General features: G+C 70.9%; 19 protein-coding genes. 9 read left to right on the forward strand and 10 right to left on the reverse strand.

Annotated elements, in window-relative coordinates; translation table 11 throughout:
• Window positions 1-126 precede the first annotated feature (126 nt).
• The 5 genes from DFR69_RS00520 (at window position 127) to DFR69_RS00540 (ending at window position 6881) form a co-directional block, all read left to right on the forward strand.
• Window positions 127-1596: a DEAD/DEAH box helicase gene (locus tag DFR69_RS00520; RefSeq protein WP_110035415.1), complete on the forward strand. Its 1470-nt coding sequence runs from the start codon at window positions 127-129 to the stop codon at window positions 1594-1596.
• A 279-nt stretch (window positions 1597-1875) separates the two neighbouring features.
• Window positions 1876-2739 (forward strand): DMT family transporter, encoded by an 864-nt coding sequence (locus tag DFR69_RS00525; RefSeq protein WP_244198015.1) that lies wholly within the window; start codon window positions 1876-1878, stop codon window positions 2737-2739.
• A 42-nt stretch (window positions 2740-2781) separates the two neighbouring features.
• Entirely contained in the window at window positions 2782-4218 is a 1437-nt protein-coding gene (locus DFR69_RS00530; protein WP_110035416.1) for a GuaB1 family IMP dehydrogenase-related protein, read from the forward strand.
• Window positions 4219-4468: 250 nt separating this feature from the next.
• Window positions 4469-5824, forward strand: a complete 1356-nt coding sequence (locus tag DFR69_RS00535; protein ID WP_110036046.1) for a hemolysin family protein — start codon at window positions 4469-4471, stop codon at window positions 5822-5824.
• Window positions 5817-6881 carry a hemolysin family protein gene (locus DFR69_RS00540; RefSeq protein WP_110035417.1) on the forward strand — a complete coding sequence of 355 codons (1065 nt, stop codon included), beginning with the start codon at window positions 5817-5819 and terminating at the stop codon, window positions 6879-6881. Before DFR69_RS00535 ends, DFR69_RS00540 begins: the two co-directional genes overlap by 8 nt.
• 39 nt (window positions 6882-6920) lie before the next feature.
• Here DFR69_RS00540 and DFR69_RS00545 read toward each other — a convergent pair whose 3' ends face one another.
• From DFR69_RS00545 to DFR69_RS00560, 4 genes are all read right to left on the reverse strand, one after another.
• Entirely contained in the window at window positions 6921-8171 is a 1251-nt protein-coding gene (locus DFR69_RS00545) for an MDR family MFS transporter (RefSeq protein WP_110035418.1), read from the reverse strand.
• A gap of 9 nt (window positions 8172-8180) precedes the next feature.
• Window positions 8181-8966: an ABC transporter ATP-binding protein gene (locus DFR69_RS00550; RefSeq protein ID WP_110035419.1), complete on the reverse strand. Its 786-nt coding sequence runs from the start codon at window positions 8964-8966 to the stop codon at window positions 8181-8183.
• Window positions 8963-9952, reverse strand: coding sequence for a FecCD family ABC transporter permease (locus DFR69_RS00555; protein WP_373867057.1), 990 nt, complete (start codon window positions 9950-9952; stop codon window positions 8963-8965). Before DFR69_RS00555 ends, DFR69_RS00550 begins: the two co-directional genes overlap by 4 nt.
• A gap of 77 nt (window positions 9953-10029) precedes the next feature.
• The gene (locus tag DFR69_RS00560; RefSeq protein ID WP_110035420.1) at window positions 10030-11079 is read right to left on the reverse strand and encodes an ABC transporter substrate-binding protein; all 1050 of its coding nucleotides are present in this window, start codon (window positions 11077-11079) and stop codon (window positions 10030-10032) included.
• 146 nt (window positions 11080-11225) lie between these two features.
• Between DFR69_RS00560 and DFR69_RS00565 the strand changes: the two genes are divergently transcribed.
• From DFR69_RS00565 to DFR69_RS00575, 3 genes are all read left to right on the forward strand, one after another.
• Window positions 11226-12161, forward strand: coding sequence for an LLM class F420-dependent oxidoreductase (locus tag DFR69_RS00565; protein WP_110035421.1), 936 nt, complete (start codon window positions 11226-11228; stop codon window positions 12159-12161).
• A gap of 63 nt (window positions 12162-12224) precedes the next feature.
• The gene (locus DFR69_RS00570) at window positions 12225-12587 is read left to right on the forward strand and encodes an ArsR/SmtB family transcription factor (RefSeq protein WP_110035422.1); all 363 of its coding nucleotides are present in this window, start codon (window positions 12225-12227) and stop codon (window positions 12585-12587) included.
• Window positions 12584-13105, forward strand: coding sequence for an SRPBCC family protein (locus DFR69_RS00575; protein WP_110035423.1), 522 nt, complete (start codon window positions 12584-12586; stop codon window positions 13103-13105). Before DFR69_RS00570 ends, DFR69_RS00575 begins: the two co-directional genes overlap by 4 nt.
• A 33-nt stretch (window positions 13106-13138) precedes the next feature.
• Here DFR69_RS00575 and DFR69_RS00580 read toward each other — a convergent pair whose 3' ends face one another.
• The 5 genes from DFR69_RS00580 to DFR69_RS00600 all read right to left on the reverse strand — a co-directional run bounded on the left by DFR69_RS00580 (window position 13139) and on the right by DFR69_RS00600 (window position 17829).
• Window positions 13139-14104, reverse strand: coding sequence for a glycine betaine ABC transporter substrate-binding protein (locus tag DFR69_RS00580; RefSeq protein WP_110035424.1), 966 nt, complete (start codon window positions 14102-14104; stop codon window positions 13139-13141).
• Window positions 14101-14838 (reverse strand): ABC transporter permease, encoded by a 738-nt coding sequence (locus DFR69_RS00585; RefSeq protein WP_110035425.1) that lies wholly within the window; start codon window positions 14836-14838, stop codon window positions 14101-14103. The genes DFR69_RS00580 and DFR69_RS00585 overlap by 4 nt, the downstream gene beginning before the upstream one ends.
• On the reverse strand, window positions 14835-16115 hold the full coding sequence (locus tag DFR69_RS00590; RefSeq protein ID WP_110035426.1) for an ATP-binding cassette domain-containing protein: 1281 nt from the start codon (window positions 16113-16115) through the stop codon (window positions 14835-14837). The genes DFR69_RS00585 and DFR69_RS00590 overlap by 4 nt, the downstream gene beginning before the upstream one ends.
• The gene (locus tag DFR69_RS00595; RefSeq protein WP_110035427.1) at window positions 16112-16756 is read right to left on the reverse strand and encodes an ABC transporter permease; all 645 of its coding nucleotides are present in this window, start codon (window positions 16754-16756) and stop codon (window positions 16112-16114) included. The genes DFR69_RS00590 and DFR69_RS00595 overlap by 4 nt, the downstream gene beginning before the upstream one ends.
• A 140-nt stretch (window positions 16757-16896) precedes the next feature.
• Complete coding sequence (locus tag DFR69_RS00600) at window positions 16897-17829, reverse strand: TauD/TfdA dioxygenase family protein (RefSeq protein WP_110035428.1); 933 nt, start codon at window positions 17827-17829, stop codon at window positions 16897-16899.
• Window positions 17830-17980: 151 nt separating this feature from the next.
• On the opposite strand from DFR69_RS00600, the gene DFR69_RS00605 reads away from it, so the two are divergent.
• Window positions 17981-18964, forward strand: a complete 984-nt coding sequence (locus DFR69_RS00605; protein WP_110035429.1) for an alpha/beta hydrolase — start codon at window positions 17981-17983, stop codon at window positions 18962-18964.
• Window positions 18965-19000: 36 nt separating this feature from the next.
• Here the strand turns inward: DFR69_RS00605 and DFR69_RS00610 are convergent, their stop codons facing one another.
• Window positions 19001-19483 (reverse strand): nuclear transport factor 2 family protein, encoded by a 483-nt coding sequence (locus tag DFR69_RS00610; protein WP_110035430.1) that lies wholly within the window; start codon window positions 19481-19483, stop codon window positions 19001-19003.
• Between the last annotated feature and the right edge of the window lie 10 nt (window positions 19484-19493).

The raw sequence follows: 19493 nt of genomic DNA on the forward strand, positions 1-19493 counted from the left end.
CGAAGACGCCTATCCTGGGAGACCGGTCCTTCCTGCTGGGCCGCACCCCGGGCCCGCCGTGCGCGGCTCCGGGTCATCGGCGCCGGTCATCTTCCAGCGCGATGCGCAGCCCAACGAAAGGCCATTTTGTCCTCCTCCACGCGTCCTGACGCCACCTTCGCCGACCTCGGCCTGCCCGTCGCCCTGGTACAGACCCTGCGCAACGCGGGCATCGAGAAGCCCTTCCCCATCCAGGCCGCCACCATCGGCGACGCGCTCGCCGGGCGTGACGTGCTCGGTCGCGGCCCGACCGGCTCGGGCAAGACCCTCGCCTTCGGCCTGCCGATGCTGACCCGCCTCACCGGCGCCTCCGCCAAGCCCGGCCGTCCGCGCGGCCTGGTCCTGGTGCCCACCCGCGAACTGGCGACCCAGATCGAGCGCGCCCTCGACGAGGCCGCGCTCTCGCTCGGCCTGCGCGTCGCCTCCGTCGTCGGCGGCGCGCCCATCAAGCGCCAGGCCGACCGGCTCGCGCGCGGTGTCGACCTGCTCATCGCCACCCCCGGCCGCCTCGACGACCTGATCAAGCAGCGCGCCGCGGACCTGTCCGACGTGACGATCACCGCGCTCGACGAGGCCGACCACATGGCCGACATGGGCTTCCTGCCCCAGGTGACCCGGCTGCTGGACCGCACGCCGAAAGACGGTCAGCGCCTGCTGTTCTCGGCCACCCTCGACGGTGACGTCGACAAGCTGGTCAAGCGCTACATGAACCAGCCGGTCACCCATTCCACCGCGCCGCCGGAGGCGTCGGTGACCACCATGTCGCACCATCTGCTGTACGTGCGCGACAAGAACGTCAAGCGCACGGTCGCCACGGAGATCGCCGCGCGCGAGGGCCTGACCATCATGTTCGTGCGCACCAAGCACGGCGCCGACCGCCTGGCCAAGCAGCTGCGCGGTGCCGGTGTCGCCGCGGGCTCGCTGCACGGCGGCAAGGCGCAGAACAACCGCACCCGGACGCTGGCGGCCTTCGCCGACGGTTCGGTGCCGGTGCTGGTCACCACCGATGTCGCCGCGCGCGGCATCCACATCGACGGCGTCTCGCTGGTGGTGCACTTCGATCCGCCCGCCGAGCACAAGGCCTACCTGCACCGCGCCGGGCGCACCGCGCGCGCCGGGGAGGACGGCGTCGTGGTCACCCTGGTCACCGACGAGGAGCGCAAGGACGTCGCCGCGATGACCCGCAAGGCGGGCGTGCGGACCGACGGCGTCGACGTGCGCCCCGGTGACCGGAACCTGGTGGAGATCACCGGCGCCCGCAAGCCCAGCGGCATCGCACTGGCCGCGCCCGCCGCGCCTGCCCAGAGCGCGCCCAAGTCGCCCGGCGGCGGTCGCCCGCGCCGCGGAAGGTCCGGTGGCGCACCGGGTTCCGAGGCTTCACAGGGTCACAGCCGGGGCGGCGCCCCGCGCCGGGACCGGCCATCCGGGGAGTCGCGCGGCCGCAAGCCCGCGGGCGCGGGCGGACACGCCCGCAGCGGCGACACGCCGACGAATTCGCGTCGTCGCGCCGCGCGTCCGGCGGGTTCGGCGACCCACCGCAACCGCACCGCAAACTGAATTCCGGCAGCACCTGAAACCTCGCGTGGCCGAACCGATTACGGTTCGGCCACGCGCCGTTTCCAGCCACTCCTCCCTCGCAGGCGCGGAGTCGGGGGCAACGCACCGGTGCGTCGCCGGCGCACGGCCGCAGGCACGCTCGATCGCCGGCCACGCGGCCGATCGCCGCGATCGCGGGTTCGCCGCGCGCTCCCGGCCGTGCCGAGCTCCCCGCGCACCGGCACGGACACGCGGTCCGGCGCCATGGGCAGCGCCGCGCGGATCCGCCACACTGGACAGGTGACGGATCGTCCGCTCCTCGCGATCGTGTGCGCGTTGCTGGCCGCGCTGCTGTTCGCGGTGTCCTCGGTGACGCAGCAGCGGGCCGCCGCGGCGGTGCCGCAGGGCGAGGCCCTGGTCGGCGGGCTGATGCGCAGCCCGCGATGGTGGGCGGCGATCGTCGGGGACGTGGGCGGCTACGGCATGCAGGTGCTCGCCCTCGGCTTCGGCGCGGTGCTGCTCGTGCAGCCGATCCTGGTGTGCTCGCTGGTCTTCGCCCTGCCGCTGGCCGCTCGGCTGAACCGGCAGCGCGTCACCGGCCGGGCCGCGGCGACCGCGGGGGTCCTGGTCACCGCGCTGGTGGTGTTCCTCGTCGTCGGCCATCCGACCGCGGGTGCCGAGACCGCGCCGCTGCGCGACTGGCTGGCGCCCCTGGCGATCCTGCTCGGCGTCGTGGCGGCGGCGACCGCGGCCGGGTTCCGACGCGCTGATCCGGCCGAGCAGGCGCTGGCCCTCGGCCTCGCCGGTGGCTGCCTGTTCGGCCTGGCCGCCGCGCTCACCGACCGGGTCGTCGCGCTGTTCGGCGACGGCCTCGGCGCCGTACTCACCGGATGGCAGACCTGGGCGCTGGTCGCCGCGGGTCTGCTGGGGTTCGCCCTGCAGCAACGCGCCTACCAGGTGGGGCCGCTGGTGGCCTCGCTGCCCGCGGCGACGGTGGCCGAACCGCTGGCCGCGGCGTTCCTCGGCCTCACCGCCCTCGACGAGCGGTTCCGCACCGGCGGCCTCGGCCTGATCGTGGTGATCGCCTGTGTGATCGTGCTGTGCGTGACCACCGTGTGGCTGTGCCGGTCGCAGGCGGAGCCGTACCCCGACACCGTGCGCTGAGGCCTCGCACACCGCGGCGCTCACAGCGCTATCATCGACCAAGTGCGATTTCTTCCGGGACCCCAGCCGCCGTATGACCTGACCTACGACGACCTCTTCCTCGTCCCGAACCGGACGGATGTCGCGTCCAGGTTCGATGTGGACCTGGCCAGCGTCGACGGGACGGGCACCACCATCCCCCTCGTGGTCGCGAACATGACCGCCGTCGCGGGCAAGCGGATGGCCGAGACCGTCGCCCGGCGCGGTGGGCTCGTGGTGCTCCCCCAGGATCTGCCGATCCCCGCGGCCGCCGACACCATCGCGTTCGTGAAGAGCCGCTCGCTCACCGCCGACACTCCCGTCACCCTCGATCCCGACCAGTCGGTGTCGGACGCGGTGGCGCTGATGCACAAGCGCGCGCACGGCGCGGTGATCGTGGTCGAGGACGGCAAGCCCGTCGGTGTGGTCACCGAGGGAGCCTGCGCCGATGTGGACCGGTTCGCGCGGTTGCGCGAGGTCGCCGTCACCGATTTCGTGCAGGCACCCGTCGACCTGTCCCCGCGCGAGATCTTCGACCGCCTGGCCGAATCGCATGCCCAGCTCGCCGTGCTCACCCACACCGACGGCACCCTCGCGGGCGTCATGACCCGCACCGGCGCGATCCGCGCCGGCATCTACACCCCCGCCGTGGACGCGAACGGCAAACTGCGGATCGCGGCGGCGGTCGGCATCAACGGTGACGTGGCGGCCAAGGCGAAGGCGCTGGCCGAGGCGGGCGCCGACGTGCTCGTCCTCGACACCGCGCACGGCCACCAGACCAAGATGCTCGAATCCCTGCGCACCGTGGCCGATCTCGGGCTCGGGCTGCCGCTGGTCGCGGGCAACGTGGTCTCGGCCGAGGGCACCCGCGACCTGGCCGAGGCCGGCGCGACCATCATCAAGGTGGGTGTGGGTCCCGGCGCCATGTGCACCACCCGCATGATGACCGGCGTCGGGCGGCCGCAGTTCTCGGCGGTGGCCGAATGCGCCGCGGCGGCCAAGGAACTCGGCGTGCACGTGTGGGCCGACGGTGGCGTGCGGCACCCGCGCGACGTCGCCCTGGCGCTCGCGGCGGGCGCGTCGAACGTGATGATCGGTTCGTGGTTCGCCGGCACCTACGAGTCCCCCGGCGACCTGCGCGTCGACCGCGACGGCAACAAGTACAAGGAGAGCTTCGGCATGGCCTCCAAGCGCGCCGTCGCCGCCCGCACCGCCGCCGACAGCGGCTTCGACCGCGCCCGCAAGGCCCTGTTCGAGGAGGGCATCTCCAGCTCGCGCATGCGCCTGGACCCTGAGCGCCCCGGCGTCGAGGACCTCATCGACCACATCTGCTCGGGCGTGCGCAGCTCCTGCACCTACGCGGGCGCCCGCTCGCTGCCGGAGTTCCACGAACGCGCCGTCCTCGGTGTGCAATCCGCCGCCGGATTCGCGGAAGGACGCCCCCTGCCCAGCGGCTGGTGAACACCCCGGTCCGGCCCGCACGCGGGCCGGACCGCGCCGCTGACGCATCATCGGTGGGGAACGATTACTATGGTGTTGCCGGTATCGGCATGTCTTCTTCCACCGAAAGGATCCAGTTGTCACCCGCGTCCAAGGGCGCCACACAGGAGGGTTCCTCTACGGAGCCGGGTGACAAACCCGGCGTTCGCATCCTCCTTTCCGCAGCGTCCGTTCGATCCGTCCCCACCGCCGTGTCCGGGTGGTGCTGAGGATGTCTCACGTGCTGACCGTGCTCAGCCTGATCGGTTTCGTCGCTCTCACCCTCGGTACGGCGTTGTTCGTCGCCGCCGAGTTCTCCCTCACCGCCCTGGAACGCAGCACCGTCGAGGCCGCCGCGCGCGCCGGTGACGTGCGGTCCCGGCTGGTCAAGCAGGCCCACAACACGCTGTCGTTCCAGCTCTCCGGCGCGCAGCTCGGCATCACCATCACCACGCTGATCACCGGCTTCATCGCCGAGCCGGTGCTCGCCCGGTTGATCGCGCCGCTGCTGGACGCGATCGGGCTCGGCCCGAACGCCGCGCAGGGCGTGGCTCTCGCGCTGGCACTGGTGCTGGCCACCTCGCTGTCGATGATCTACGGCGAGCTGGTGCCCAAGAACATCGCGATCGCCGAACCCATGTCGACCGCCCGGCTCACCGCGGGCCCGATGATCTGGTTCTCCGCGCTGTTCAAGTGGCTGATCCGGTTCCTCAACGGCGCCGCCAACTGGATCGTGCGCAGGCTCGGCATCGAGCCCGCCGAGGAACTGCGCTCGGCGCGTTCCCCGCAGGAACTCGGCTCGCTGGTGCGTACCTCGGCGCTGCGTGGCGCCATGGACCAGCGCACCGCGCAGGTGATGGACCGTTCGCTGGAATTCGGTGAGCGCAGCGCCGAAGACCTGATGACGCCGCGCGTGAAGGTCGAATCCCTCGACCGCGACGACACCATCGCCGACCTCATCGCCGCCTCCGCCCGCACCGGCTTCTCGCGGTTCCCGGTCATCGACGGCGACCTGGACAACTCGCTCGGCGTGGTGCACGTCAAGCAGGCGTTCACCCATCCGGCGCACCTGCGCAAGCATCTCCCGCTGAGCAAGCTGGCGGTGGCGGTGCCGATCGTGCCCGCCAGCCTCGACGGCGACGAAGTGCTCGAGCGCGTGCGCGCCGACGGCATGCAGGTGGCGCTGGTCGTCGACGAATACGGCGGCACCGCGGGCCTGGTCACCATGGAGGATCTGATCGAGGAGATCCTCGGCGATGTGCGCGACGAGCACGACGAGGAGGAACGCGATGTCCGCCGGGTCTCCGACGGCTGGGACTGCTCGGGTCTGCTGCGCATCGACGAGGTGTCGCGCGCGACGGGCTACGAAGCGCCCGAGGGCGAATACGAGACCCTGGGCGGTCTCGTGCTGACCCAGCTGGGCCGGATCCCGGCCACCGGCGACGAAGTGGTGCTGCCCGAATCCCGCGGCACCGGCGGCGGCTGGATCGCGCGGGTCGACCGGATGGACGGCCGCCGCATCGACCGGGTGCGGTTGATCCCGGTCGACGCCGAGCACCTCGCGGCACGGGAGCACCACCATGGGTGATCTGTTCGGCATCGTGCTGACCATCGTGCTGCTGGCGGCGAACGCGTTCTTCGTCGCCGCCGAGTTCGCGCTGATCTCGGCGCGCCGCGACCGCTTGGAAGCCCTTGTCGCCCAGGGCAAGCGGAAGGCCGAGACCGTCATCGAGGCGGGCGAGAACCTCTCGATCATGCTGGCGGCGGCCCAGCTCGGCATCACCATCTGTTCGATCCTGCTCGGCCGCGTCGGCGAGCCCGCGGTGGCGCATCTGCTCGAGCAGCCGTTCCACGCGCTCGGCATGCCCGATCAGCTGCTGCATCCGGTGTCGTTCACGCTGGCGCTGTCGCTGGTGGTGATCCTGCACATCCTGCTGGGCGAGATGGTGCCGAAGAACATCGCGCTGGCCGGGCCGGAACGCTCGGCGCTGCTGCTGGTGCCGGTCCACCTGGTGTGGTTGCGGATCGCGCGCCCGCTGATCGCGCTCTACAACTTCCTGGCCAACATCTCGCTGCGGATGCTGCGGGTGGAGCCCAAGGACGAGCTCGAGGCGACGGTGTCGACGGTGGAACTGGCCGAGATGATCGGCGAGTCCCGCTCGGAGGGACTGCTCGACGAGGAGGAGCACCGCAGGCTCACCCAGGCGCTCGGCACCTCCGAGCGCATCGTCGGCGACGTGATGGTGCCGCTGGCCCAGGCGCGTTCGGTGCCGTTGCGCGGCAACGGAACCACCCTCGGCGACATCGAGGCGGCGGTCGGCGAGACCGGCTTCTCGCGGTACCCGGTGCGGGCCGCCGACGGCTCGCTGGTCGGCTATCTGCACGTGAAGGACGTGCTCGACAAGGTGGCCGACGACACCGCGGGACCCGACACCCAGATCCCCCGCACCGACATCCGGCCGCTGCCGACGGTGAGCACGGGCACCACCCTCTACGAGGCGCTGGCCCGCCTGCGCCGCACCAACTCCCACCTGGGCCGGGTGGTGGACGGTCGCGGCAACACCGTCGGCGTGGTGGCGCTGGAGGACCTGATCGAGGAGTTCGTCGGCACCGTCCGCGACGGCACCCACCGCCTCAGCGACTGAGCGCCGAGCCCGCGCGGCAGCCTGCCGCGCGGGCTCGCGCTAGGCGTACCCGCGCCGCAGGGTGTTGGCCCCGGCGAGCAGGACCGCGGCCACGGCGCACCAGGGCGCGGCCGTCCCCCAGGCACCGTCCGGCAGCAGGTCGATCAGCGCGCCGAGCGCGACCGAGCCGATCAGCACGGCGACTCCGCCGAGCGAGGCGAGCACCCCGAAGTACGTGCCGAGGCGCCGCTCCCCCGCCAGGCGCGGCACCAGGTCGCGCGAGATCGGCAGGACGATCATCTGCCCGAACGCGAGCAGCAGGACGAACGCGGCCGCCGGAAGCAGGCCGAGCACGCCGGTGAGCCGCACCGGGGCGAACACGGCCATCACCACGAACCCGGCCGCCATCACCGTCAGCCCGGCGGGCAGGGCGGCGGCGGTGCGCACCCGCCGGGTGACCGGCACCTGGGCGACGACGACGAACAGCGACGACAGCGCGAAATACCAGCCCAGCGGCGCCTGCGACCCCCACGCGCGCTCGACCTCCAACGGCAGCAGCAGATAGAGCTGGTTGTAGGCCACCAGCTGGGTGCTCATCGCCATCGCGAAGACGAGGAAAACCTTGTTGGCCATCACTTCTCGCCAGCCGTCGAGCCAGCTCTCGGCGGCGTGTGCCCCGGGCGTCGCGGGCAGCCAGCGCAGGTGGGCGAGCAGGATCGCGACGAAGACACCGGCTCCCACCAGGCACGCCACGGAGAAATCGACCATCAGCAGCACGGAACCGAGCAGCGGTCCGGTGAACGCGCCGATCTGACCACACACCGAGAACAGCGCGAAGGCGTCGGTGCGTGACAGACCCGAGGACTCCGCCCCGTCCGCGGCGGTGGCCAGCGCGCTCTCCACCGCCGGTGAGAACAGCGCGCCCGCGACGCCGATCAGCACCGTGGCCACCACGATTCCCGGCACCGAGGTGCTCATCGCCAATCCGGCGAAACCGAGAATCCGGCACACGCATCCGGTGAGGACCACGGGTTTGACGCCCCATCGGTCCGCCAGCGCACCTCCGACGAAGAACAACCCCTGCTGGGAAAACGTGCGCAGGCCGAGCACCGCGCCGACGAACGCCGCCCGCAGGCCGAGATCCTCGGTCAGATACACCGACAGATACGGCAGCACCAGGAAGAAGCCGACGTTGAACGCGAGCTGGGTGAGCACGAGCAGCCGCACCGACGGTGTCGCCGCCGCCAGTCCGGTCAGCAGCGACCACCGGCCCGGACGCCGGGCCTGCGGTGCGGTTTCAGGTCCCGGCACGCGGCGGCCTCAGCGCGCGGGGACCGATACCGGCCCTGGCTCGAACAGGATCGACAGGCGGTCCTCGGCCTCGTCGACGAGGACCTCGGCCCGCACCTGATACACCCGCGCGATCAGTTCGGGCGTGAGCACTTCGATGGGCTTGCCGCCCGCCACGACCCGCCCCTCCTGCAGGACGATGACCGTATCGCAGAACATGGCGGCGAGGTTCAGGTCGTGCAGGGCGATCACGCTCGTCACCGGCAAGCGCGTGACCAGGGCCAGCAGCTCCAGCTGATGATGGATGTCGAGGTGGTTGGTCGGCTCGTCGAGCAGGAGCTCGCGCGGTTGCTGGGCCAGGGCGCGCGCGATCTGCACGCGCTGCTTCTCGCCGCCGGAGAGCCGGTGCCAGAGCTGGTCCGCCTTCGAGGTCAGGCCGGTGTGTTCGAGCGCCGCGGTCACCGCGGCGTCGTCGGCGGCCTGATCGCCGCCGAAGGTGCCGCGGTGCGGGATGCGGCCGAGGCGCACGACATCGCGGACGGCGATGTCGACATCGGTGTCGGCGTGCTGGCTGACGACGGCGACCGCCCGCGCGATCTCCTTGCGCCGGGTCTTCGCGAGATCCTCGCCGTCGAGGGTCACCACGCCCGAGGTCGGGCGCACCACACCGTTGAGCAGGCGCAACAGCGAGGACTTGCCCGAGCCGTTCGGCCCGAGCAGGCCCACGGTGTCGCCCGGCGCCGGGGTCAGGCTCACCCCGTCGACGACCAGCGCGCCACCGCGATTCCAGGTGACCGAGTTCGCGTGCAGGCTCATCGGACACTCCCGCGGCGGAACAGGATCGCGATGAACGCGGGGACACCGACCAGTGCGGTGCCGACCCCCACCGGCAGCGGGGTCGGCGCGAAGGCGACGCGCGAGACGGCGTCGACCCACACCATGAACACCGCGCCGAGCACGGCCGTCGCGGGAATCAACCGGCTGTGCCGCGGCCCCACCAGCATCCGGGCCGCGTGTGGAAGCACCAGGCCGACAAATCCGATCGCGCCCGCCACGCTGACCAGGGCCGCGGTGATGATCGCGGTGACGACCAGCAGCAGCATCCTGACCCGGCCGACGGAGATGCCGAGGGAGGCGGCGACATCGTCGCCGAAGGCGAAGGCGTCCAGGATGTGCGCGCAGTACCAGCACAGCGCCGTCCCGAGCAGCACGACCGCCGCGCACAGCGTGACATCGTCCCAGCGGACGCCCTCCAGCGAGCCGAGCAGCCAGAACATCACGCCACGGGTCTCGTCGGAGTCGGCGAAGGCGAAGATGACGAACGAGGTGAGCGCCGAGAACAGCTGGGTGCTGGCGACACCGGCCAGAATGACCCGGTCGTTGCTCCCGCCGGAGACGCGCGCCAGGAACAACACGAGCGCGAACGCCACCAGTGAACCGATGAACGCCCCGCCGGAGAGCCCGAGCACCGCGCCGCCGACCCCGAGGACGCCCACGATCACGGCTCCGGTCGAGGCGCCGGAAGAGATGCCGAGGACGAACGGGTCAGCGAGCGGGTTGCGCAGCAGCGACTGCATGATGACACCGCAGATCCCGAGCCCGGCGCCACACGCGGCGGCGACCAACGCCCTGGGCAGCCGCTCCTCCCACACGATCGCGTTCTTCGACACGCGCACCGGGATATCGGCCAGGCCGAGGTGGTTGAGCAGGACGTCGCGGACATTGACCAGCGAGATGTCGGCGGGGCCCAGCGTGACGGCGACCAGGATCGACAGCACCAGCGCGACGAGCCCGCCCACCACGACCAGCGCTCCGACGACCCACGATCGGCCCGCGGCCGTCGCGGGGACCGCGGCGTCGGCGCGGTCGCGCAGCGCGGTCAGTTGGGCACCTTCAGATCGCGCAGGCCCGCGGCGATCTTCTCGAGACCGTCCACCGCGCGGATCGACGGATTCATCTCCGCGCCGTGCAGGGCGAGGTAGCGCTTGGCGCGCACGGCCTCGAGATCCCGTGTCACCGGATCGGATTCGAGGAAGGCGGTCTTGTCGGCCAGCCGGTCGCCGGGGAAGCGGTTGCGCAGCAGGTCGCCGAGGACCAGGACATCGGGATTACGGTCGACCAGGGTCTCCCAGCCGACCGCGGGCCAGTCGTCGGTGAGCTCGGCGAACACGTTGGTGGCGCCGACCGAGGTGGCGAGCATGTTGGCCGAGCCGAGTCCGCCCGCCACGTACGGGCTCTTGGTGTCGGCGAACCAGAACGCCATCGACACCGGCGCCTTCTGGATCCCGGCGAGCGCGGCGGCCTCGCGACGGCGCAGCTCGTCGATGAGTTGCGCGCCGCGCGCGTTCACGTCGAACACCGAGGCGAGTTCGCGGATCTCCTGATACACCGCCTCCATCGTCACCGGGGTGGTGCGCTTGCCGCCGCCGTTGACGCTGACGCCCTTGTCACAGTCGGTGGGCGAGAGATAGGACGCGATGCCCGTCTCGGCGAAGCGGCCGCGCTCGGCGACGCCGCCCTGCTTGAAATGCCTGCCGAAGGAGGCGGTGACGAAATCCGGGTCCGCGCCGAGCACGACCTCGTAGGTCGGCGCGTTGTCGGCGAGCCGCGGGACCGACGCGTTCGCCTCGGCCAAGTTCTCGCGCACGGGATCGGTCCACGACGCCGTGCCGACCACCCGGTCACCGAGACCGAGCGAGAGCAGGATCTCGGTCGAGCCCTGGTCCAGCGACACCACGCGCTGGGGCGGTGCGTCGATCGTGACGCGCTGCCCGCAGTTGTCGAGGGTCAGCGGATAGCTCGTGCTGCCCTCCCCCGCGGCGGCGGTCCCGGTGTCCTGCACCGATTCCGAACTCCCACAGGCGACGAGCACGCTCGCCAGCACCGCAGTGGCGGACACGAGCCCGATCCGGCCCACAGAAATCTTCATGCTCGTCCGGTTCCTACTCGCCGCCGATGGTTCTCGCCTCGGGCGCCCGCGCGTCGACCGACGACCGCATCCGCTCCGAGGAATCACCGGCAAGCTATCACGAAGTTAACCTAACCTAAGTACCCGGGCACGGTACGTTGGAGCGCGTGGACCTACGGATCTTCACCGAACCCCAGCAAGGCGCGACCTACGACGATCTGCTCCGCGTCGCGCGGGCCACCGAGGACGCGGGCTACGACGCGTTCTTCCGCTCCGACCACTACCTGCACATGGGTGGGGTGTCCGGTCTGCCCGGACCCACCGACGCGTGGATCACCCTCGCCGGCCTGGCGCGCGAGACGTCCCGGATCCGGCTGGGCACCCTGGTGACCGCCGCGACCTTCCGGCATCCCGCGGTGCTGGCCATCTCCGTCGCCCAGGTCGACCAGATGTCCGGTGGCCGGGTGGATTTCGGTTTCGGCGCGGGCTGGTTCGCCGACGAGCACACGGCGTACGGGATCGCGCTGCCGGAGGTGCGCGAGCGGTTCGACCGCTGCGCCGAGCAGCTCGAGATCATCACCGGACTCTGGGAGACCCCGGTCGGTGCGACCTTCGACTTCGTCGGCAAGCACTACGAGCTGACGCGCTCCCCCGCGCTGCCCAAGCCCGTCCAGCGGCCGCGTCCGCCGGTGATCATCGGTGGGACCGGCAAGAAGCGCACGCCCGAGCTGGCGGCCCGCTTCGCCCAGGAGTTCAACCTGCCCTTCGCCGACCCCGACACGGCCGTCGCGCAGTTCGAGCGCGTGGCGGCCGCCGCCCGCGCGATCGGCCGGAACCCGGACGAGATCATCCGGTCGGCGGCGCAGGTCGTCTGCGTCGGCCGGGACGAGGCCGAGGTGGCCCGCCGGGCCGCCGCGATCGGTCGCGAGGTCGACGAGCTGCGCGTCAACGGCCTCGCGGGCACACCGGCCGAGGTGGTCGACAAGATCGGCCGCTACCGCGAGCTGACCGGCATCACCCGGCTGTACCTGCAGGTCCTCGACCTGTCGGACCTCGACCACCTCGAGCTCGTCGCCGCGGAGGTGGCACCACAACTGCGCTGACACCCTTCTCCTTCTCGACGAGCGCCCCTTGACGATTGGTAATCGATAGGTTACCAATTAGGTGTGGACGTGTTCGAAGCCTTGGCCGACCCGGTGCGGCGCGACCTGCTCGAACGACTCGCCGGTGCCCCGGCCCGGGTCGTCGACCTCGCCGCGGAGTATCCGATCAGCCGACCCGCGATCAGCAAGCATCTGCGGCTGCTCACCGAGGCGGGCCTGGTCAGCGCCGAAGCGCACGGGCGCGAACGGCACTATCGCCTCGCCGCCACGGGCCTCGAACCACTCCACCGCTATCTGGACCGGTTGCGGCCCGCCGCGCCCCCGATTCCGGAGCACGCGCTCGACGGCCTCGACCTCGAGGTTCGCCGGACCACCAGGGAACGCCGCAGCACCGGCGTCGAGACCGACAAGGAGCAGACAGCATGACCACTCCCACCGCGACCGGCCACCGCCGCGAGCACACCGACGGCACCTACTGCGAATGGACGCGCACCTTCCGCGCGCCGATCGAGGACGTATGGGCCGCGGTGACCGAGCCAGAGCGTCTCGCGCGCTGGCTCGGCACCTGGACCGGCGACCCGGCGAGCGGCCAGGTGAGGTTCCAGATGTTGTTCGAAGGCGAGACGCCCGCCGAGGGGTTCCGCATCGACGAGTGCGAGGCACCGCACCGCCTGCGGATCACCACGTCGTCGCCGCACGACGGCGACGATCCCGAACACTGGCAGCTGCGCCTGGATCTCACCGAGGAGGCCGGCGTCACCACCCTGGTCTTCGCCCAGAACGTGCCCGACCCCGCCCAGGCCGAGGGCGTCGGTCCGGGCTGGGACTACTACCTCGATCGCCTGGTCGCCGCCGAGACGGACCGCGACCCCGCCGCGGTGAACTTCGACGACTACTACCCCGCGCTGTCCGAGCACTACCGCAAGGAATTCGGCACGAACTGACCCCGGCTCGGCGAATCCCGCTGCCGTGCCGGACTATTCGATCAGGCCCTCACCGCGCAACCAGTCGTAGGCGACATCGGCGGGGTCCTCCCCGTCGATGTCGACCCGGCCGTTGAGTTCCTGCATCAGGTCGTCGGAGAGGCGTTCGGAGATGGTGCCGAGCAGCTCCCTGAGCTCAGGGTGCTGCTCGAGTACCGCGCCGCGCACGACCGCGGTGCCGCTGTAGGGCAGGAAGTACTTCTTGTCGTCGTCGAGCACCGCCAGGTTCAGGTTCTTGACCCGGCCGTCGGTGGTGTACACCATGCCGAAGTTGCAGGGCGCGCTTCGTGCGGTGGCGGTGTACACCACGCCCGCGTCCATCCGGGTGACGTTGCCCGCGGGCACGCCGTTCGGATCGTTGTACGGCATCCCGTACTTCTGCAGCATCGGCAGGAAACCGTCGGAGCGGCTGAAGAATTCGTCGTCGACACAGAAGGTGCGGTCGGGCACCGGCAGGGCCGCCACCGCCGACAGCGATCGCGCCCCGAGCCGCTCTGCGGTCGGTGTCGACGCGGCGAAGGCGTAGGTGTCGTTGAAGTTGGCCGGGGCCAGCCACTCCAGGTCGTGATCGCGGCGCTCGATGTCGTGCACCCGCCGCCACAGTTCGTCGGGATCGGCGATCGTCTCGGTCTGGTTGTGGTAGTTCACCCAGCCGGTGCCGGTGTACTCCCACAGTACGTCGGCGTCGCCGTTGAGCTGGGCCTGCCGCGAGGAGGCCGAGCCGGGCGCGCCGGTCAGGTCGGTGACCGCGGCGCCCGCGGCCGCGAGGTAGGTCGCGGTGATTTTGCCGAGCAGCACGCCCTCGGTGAAGCTCTTCGAGGTGACGACGAGCTTCGCGCCGTCGAGCGGCCGTTCACCGCCGGGCAGGCTCGCGTCGTGGAAGGTCCCCGAGGAACTCACCAGTCCGCAGCCGGTGAGCAGGACCATCGTCGCGCCGAGCGCGAGCACCAGCCGTCTCATGAGATACCTCGCGGGGTCGCGGCCAGTTCGACGAGCCGGCCGAGCCAGTCGATGGTCAGCGCCAGCAGGCCGACCAGGACGGCGCCGGAGATGAGCAGCTTGGGCAGGAACAGCGTGACCCCCGTCGTGATCAGCGTGCCCAGGCTGGTCGCGCCGATGAACGTGCTCAGGGTCGCGGTGCCGACGAGGATGACCAGCGCGGTGCGCACCCCGTTCAGGATCACCGGCACCGCGAGTGGGAGTTCCACCTGGACCAGCGTGCGCACGGCCGAGAAGCCGATGCCGCGGGCGGCCTCGATGGTGCGCTGGTCCACCTGCCGCAGCCCGATGATCGTGTTCTGCAGGATGGGCAGGATCGCGTAGACGACCAAACCGACGATCGCCGTGCGGAATCCGGTGCCGAGCCAGAAGGTGAACAGCACGAGCAGGCCGACCGCGGGCGCGGCCTGACCGATATTGGCGATGTTCACCGCGAGTGGTTCGAGCCGCTTCAGCGCGGGTCTGGTGAGCGCGATGCCCAGTGGAATGGCGACCACCACGACGATCACCGTGGCGACGACCGTGAGCCGGATGTGCTCCCCGATGGTGGTGCGCAGCGTCGTCCAGCCGAGCGCGGCCTGTTCGGTCGGGGTGAACGACGTCGAGCGGTACCAGAGCAGGTAGCCGATGCCGATCACCAGGATGACGATCGGTTCGAACCACACGTCGACCGGGACGCGGCGCCATCGGTTCACGACGGTTCGGCCGTTCCGGGGAGGTCGTCGGCGGCGACGATCGGCGTCGGCGTTGGGTCGGACCCGTCGACGTAGGTCTCGTAGGAGAGCTCGGTCTCGGCGGCGTGGCCCTCGGCCAGCTTGGTCTGGATCACCTCGGTCACCGACCCGATGCTGAGCGAGCCGACGACCGCGCCGCGGCCGTCGGTGACGAGGGTGGCGCCCTGGCTGGCGGCCAGCATCGCGTCGAGCGCGTCGTTGAGCGTGGAGGACTGCGCGACCACCGGCAGCCTGCGGTCGAGGTAGTCCGACACCTCCGGCTTGCTCGCCACCTCCGTCAGCGACGGCCACGAGCGCGGACGTCCCGCCGCGTCGACGACCACGACCCAGGTGTTGCCCGCCGCCTTCGCCCGCTGGATCACCGTCTGCGCCGGTTCGCCGATCCGGGCGGTGGTGACCGGGTCGACCTCCACGTCACGCACGCGGGACACGGTGAGATACGCGAGCTTGGCGCCCGAGCCGACGAACTCCTCGACGAACGGCGTCGCCGGGTCGGTGAGGATCTCCTCCGGTCGCGCGTACTGCTCGACGTGCCCGCCCTCGGACAGGATGAGCACCTTGTCGCCGAGCTTGGTGGCCTCCTCGAAGTCGTGGGTGACGATCACGATGGTCTTGCCGAGTTCCTGCTGGATCGCGATCAGGCTGTCCTGCAACCGAACCCGGGTGATCGGGTCGACGGCGCCGAATGGTTCGTCCATCAGCAGCACCGGCGGATCGGCGGCGAGCGCTCGGGCCACGCCGACGCGCTGCTGCTGGCCGCCGGACATGTCCTTGGGCAGCCGGTCGGCGAAGGTGGCGGGGTCGAGGCCGACCAGGTCGAGCAGATATTCGGTGCGCTCGGCGATGCGCGCGCTGTCCCAGCCGAGCACCCGCGGGATCGCGCCGATGTTCTTGGCGACCGACCAGTGCGGGAACAGCCCGCCGGACTGGATGACGTACCCGATCGACTGGCGCAGTTTGTCGGGATCTTCCCGGGTGACGTCGCGACCGCCGATGAGGATCCGGCCTTCGGTCGGCTCGATCAGCCGGTTGATCATCTTGAGCGTGGTGGTCTTGCCGCAGCCCGACGGGCCGACGAACGCGACGATGTCACCGGCCTCGATGTCGAGATCCAGGCGTTCCACGGCGGGCTTGTGCTGGCCCTTGTACCGCTTGACCACACCGTCGAGCGTGATGGACGCCCCGGTGACGTTGCGCTGGGGCGTCGCGGGGGTGGGCTGGCTGGTCACCTCGGTCATGACAGTCCTTCGGCGATGGTGAGACGTCCGAGCAGGACGAGGAGGGCGTCGAAGACCAGCGCGATCGCGACGATGAGCAGGGTGCCGGTCAGCGCCATCTCGAGGGCGTTGGCGCCGCCGAGCCGGGACAGACCGTTGAAGATGAGCGAGCCGAGCCCCGGCCCGAGCACATAGGCGACGATGGCCGCGACGCCGACGATCATCTGCGTGGAGACCCGGATACCCGTGAGGATCACCGGCCAGGCGATCGGGAACTCGACCGTCAGCAGGATCCGCCAGCGCGGCAACCCGATGCCGCGCGCGGATTCGACCACCGTGGCGGGCACCGCGCGCAGGCCGACGATGGCGTTGCCGATCACCGGCAGCGCCGCGAAGAAGGTCAGCATGAGGAACGAGGGCACCACCCCGAGCCCGAACGGCACGAGCAGCAGGGCCAGCAGCGCCAGGGAGGGAATGGTCAGCGCCACCCGGCTCGAGGTGAGGGTGAGCGAGGCGGCCAGCGGCAGCCGGTAGACCGCGACCGCGATGAGCAGCGCGACGAGGGTACCGACCAGCACGGTCTGGAAGGCCAGGGACGCGTGCTGGTAGGTCAGGAAGGCGAGCACCTCCCCCCGCCCCTGGACATAACTCCACAGGTTCACGGAAATCCCCTCGTCGGGTCGGGCCGGTCGGGACCTGTACGCGCGCGAGCACCGGGCAAACGTGTCGTCGAAGGGTAGTCCATGACGGGCGTCGGTCCGGGGACCCGAAGCTCAGAAGGCGTTGCGGTGCGCGTCAATTGCTAGGCCGCGCGTCCCAGCGGGGCGCTCGCGTAGGCCGCGGCGTCGCCGGCGATCACGGTGCTCGGGGTGCCGTCGACCCCGACGGGGATCGCGCCGGCCAGCGTGATGCGGGTGAGCCTGCGGTGCTCGCCGTCGTAGTCGTCGACGGCGTAGTGCTGGGTGGCGCGGTTGTCCCAGATGGCGACGTCGCCGAGCGACCAGTCCCACCGGGTGGTGTGCTCGAGGCGGGTCACCCGGTCCTGGAAGAGCCGGAACAGCGCGCGGGATTCGGCGCTGGACAGGCCGACGATCTCCTGCACGAAGCAGCCGAGCAGCAGGGCGCGTTCGCCGGTCTCGGGATGGACCTCGACCACGGGGTGCTCGGTCTCGAAGTAGGTCGACTCGAATTCGCGGCGGTAGGTGCGGTCCTTGTCGTCGGGACGGTCCTCGATGTCGGCGGCGTAGTCGTAGCGGTTGGTGTGCCGTGCGCGCAGGTTCTCGGCCAGCAGGCGCAGCGGAGCGGGCAGCGATCGGTACGCGGCGACCGTCGAGGCCCAGGTGGTCGAGCCACCGTAGGCGGGCAGCGCGACGGCGCGCAGGATCGAGGCGCTGGGCACGCGGTCGACGAACGTGACGTCGGTGTGCCAGACATTGGACCTGGTCTGCTGCGAGTCGATCGCCAGGCTCTTCGCGCCCGCCGAGGTGACGGTGGGATGCGGTGTGGTCGGCGTGCCGAGCAGTTCGGCGAACTCGTACTGCCCGTCCTCGGTGAGATGGTGCTGGTCGCGGAAGAAGATCACCTTGTGCTCGTGCAACGCGGCCCGGATGTCGGCGACGGTTCGTGCGTCCAGGTCGGCGCCGAGCCGCACGCCCTCGATCCTGGCCCCGAGGTGTGCCCCGAGCTTGACCACCCGCACACCGCTCGCGGAAACAGCTGCGTCTTCGACGGACATGCGGTGGCCTTTCGCTCGAACCAGAACTGCTCACACGAAACCACCCGCGCCGCACCCCGACCACCATTCGGCTCACCGCGAGCCGAATCCGCCGTGACGGAGCTTTCCCCGGCGTTATTCTCGACAGCGAGAGACCTCGGGGAGTGCGGCCATGCCGAAGATCGTGTTGTTTCGGAGCCGTCGCGGAGCGTTCGTTGCCGGCCGGTCCGCACTGTCTGCGGCGCTCGCGGCGGTGGCACTGCTCGCGGTCGTTTCGCCGGCGCATGCCGACCGCGTCTCCGGGACCATTGATATCCCGTGTGCCGCCGACGTCGTCCACCAGGACGCCGACTGGTATCTGCCCGCCGGTGTCCCCCGCGGCCTGGTCTGGCTCCAGCACGGGTTCGCGCGCGGTGGTGGGCACCTGGCCGAGCTCGCGACCGATTTCGCCGAGCGCGGCTACCTCGTGTTCGCGCCCTCGCTCCCGTTCCTCGAGGTCCGCGGGTGCACGCTCCAGAATCTCGGCGACAACACCGGGTTCCTCGGACACGTCGCCGAGTTGTTCGCCGACCCCGCCCAGACCCTCGCGTCCGGGCTCGCTGCCGCGGCGCGGCATGGCGGCCGGGAAACATCCGATCTGCCAGGGGATCTGGTTTTCGTCGGCCACTCCGCGGGCGCCGAGGCCGTGGCCTATGTCGCCGATCACCTGCGCCGCACCGACCCAAGCACCTGGGCCCGGTTGCGCGGTGTCGTCCTGCTCGACCCGGTGCCGTCGTTTCTCGGCGCCAACATCGATCGCGCGCTCACCGGTCTCGACGGCTCCGGACTCCCGGTCCGCACCGTCGCGGCGGCGCCCTCGCTGTGCAACAACTTCGGCGCCGGAACCGGTGCGGTCCAGGCACATCTACACGGCCCCTTCGTCGGCGTCCGCCTGCCGCACGGTGCGCACACCGATGCCGAGGGCGCGAGCTCGGACCTGCTCGGCACGGCACTGTGCGGGCGGCCGGATCCGCGCGACGTCGCCGCCCTGAGCACCCTGGCGGTGGGCTGGACCGACGACTTCATCGCCCGGACCACCACCCCCGCCTACTACCCCGATCCACGGACCGGAACGGTCGCGGCCGCTCCGTCGGCGGTCCCCCTGCGCGGAGCCTGAACGGAATGCGCAGGCCGCCAGGACAACTCGGCGCGGTCAGTGCGGCAGGCTCTCGTCCCAGCGGTTCGCCAGCAGGGTGAAGCTCGGGGTGTCGCCCAGGGAGGTGCGGGACTCGTAGATCCGCTCGTAGCCGGTGGCGGTGATCCGCCACTGCCCGTCCGGGTCCTTGCGGTACTCGTCGAAGTAGTACCCGGCGCCCTCGATGCGCATCTTGTAGTCGGGCACGAGCACCGTGTCCTCGAAGGCCCACGAGCCGCGGGCGACGGTCCCGTCCACGTCGATCTCGGGGTGGTTGGCGATGTGGGCGGTGACGATCTGCGGGCCCAGGTTCTCCGACATGAACTTCACGACGGCCTCGCGCGAGTCGTAGTGCAGCGGGTCGCCCATCGCGTGGGTGCCGTACCTGGCCTTGATGTCGGCGGCCAGGCAGTCACCGAAGTCGCTCCACCGCTTGAGATCCAGCGTGCGGAAGTAGCGATACTTGAGGCGCTTGATCTCCTCGATCGCGATGAGGTCCATGCGACCGACT

Origin of the sequence: Nocardia neocaledoniensis (genome assembly GCF_003182135.1) — a bacterium.
Classification (GTDB): domain Bacteria; phylum Actinomycetota; class Actinomycetes; order Mycobacteriales; family Mycobacteriaceae; genus Nocardia; species Nocardia neocaledoniensis.

Bases quoted from the DNA above. Each gene is read 5' to 3' on its own strand.
- DFR69_RS00535 (WP_110036046.1), top strand. From the start codon at position 4,469: ATGTCTCACGTGCTGACCGTGCTCAGCCTGATCGGTTTCGTCGCTCTC.
- DFR69_RS00540 (WP_110035417.1), top strand. From the start codon at position 5,817: ATGGGTGATCTGTTCGGCATCGTGCTGACCATCGTGCTGCTGGCGGCG.
- DFR69_RS00550 (WP_110035419.1), bottom strand. From the start codon at position 8,966: ATGAGCCTGCACGCGAACTCGGTCACCTGGAATCGCGGTGGCGCGCTG.
- DFR69_RS00560 (WP_110035420.1), bottom strand. From the start codon at position 11,079: ATGAAGATTTCTGTGGGCCGGATCGGGCTCGTGTCCGCCACTGCGGTG.
- DFR69_RS00575 (WP_110035423.1), top strand. From the start codon at position 12,584: ATGACCACTCCCACCGCGACCGGCCACCGCCGCGAGCACACCGACGGC.
- DFR69_RS00580 (WP_110035424.1), bottom strand. From the start codon at position 14,104: ATGAGACGGCTGGTGCTCGCGCTCGGCGCGACGATGGTCCTGCTCACC.
- DFR69_RS00590 (WP_110035426.1), bottom strand. From the start codon at position 16,115: ATGACCGAGGTGACCAGCCAGCCCACCCCCGCGACGCCCCAGCGCAAC.
- DFR69_RS00600 (WP_110035428.1), bottom strand. From the start codon at position 17,829: ATGTCCGTCGAAGACGCAGCTGTTTCCGCGAGCGGTGTGCGGGTGGTC.
- DFR69_RS00605 (WP_110035429.1), top strand. From the start codon at position 17,981: ATGCCGAAGATCGTGTTGTTTCGGAGCCGTCGCGGAGCGTTCGTTGCC.
- DFR69_RS00610 (WP_110035430.1), bottom strand. From the start codon at position 19,483: ATGGACCTCATCGCGATCGAGGAGATCAAGCGCCTCAAGTATCGCTAC.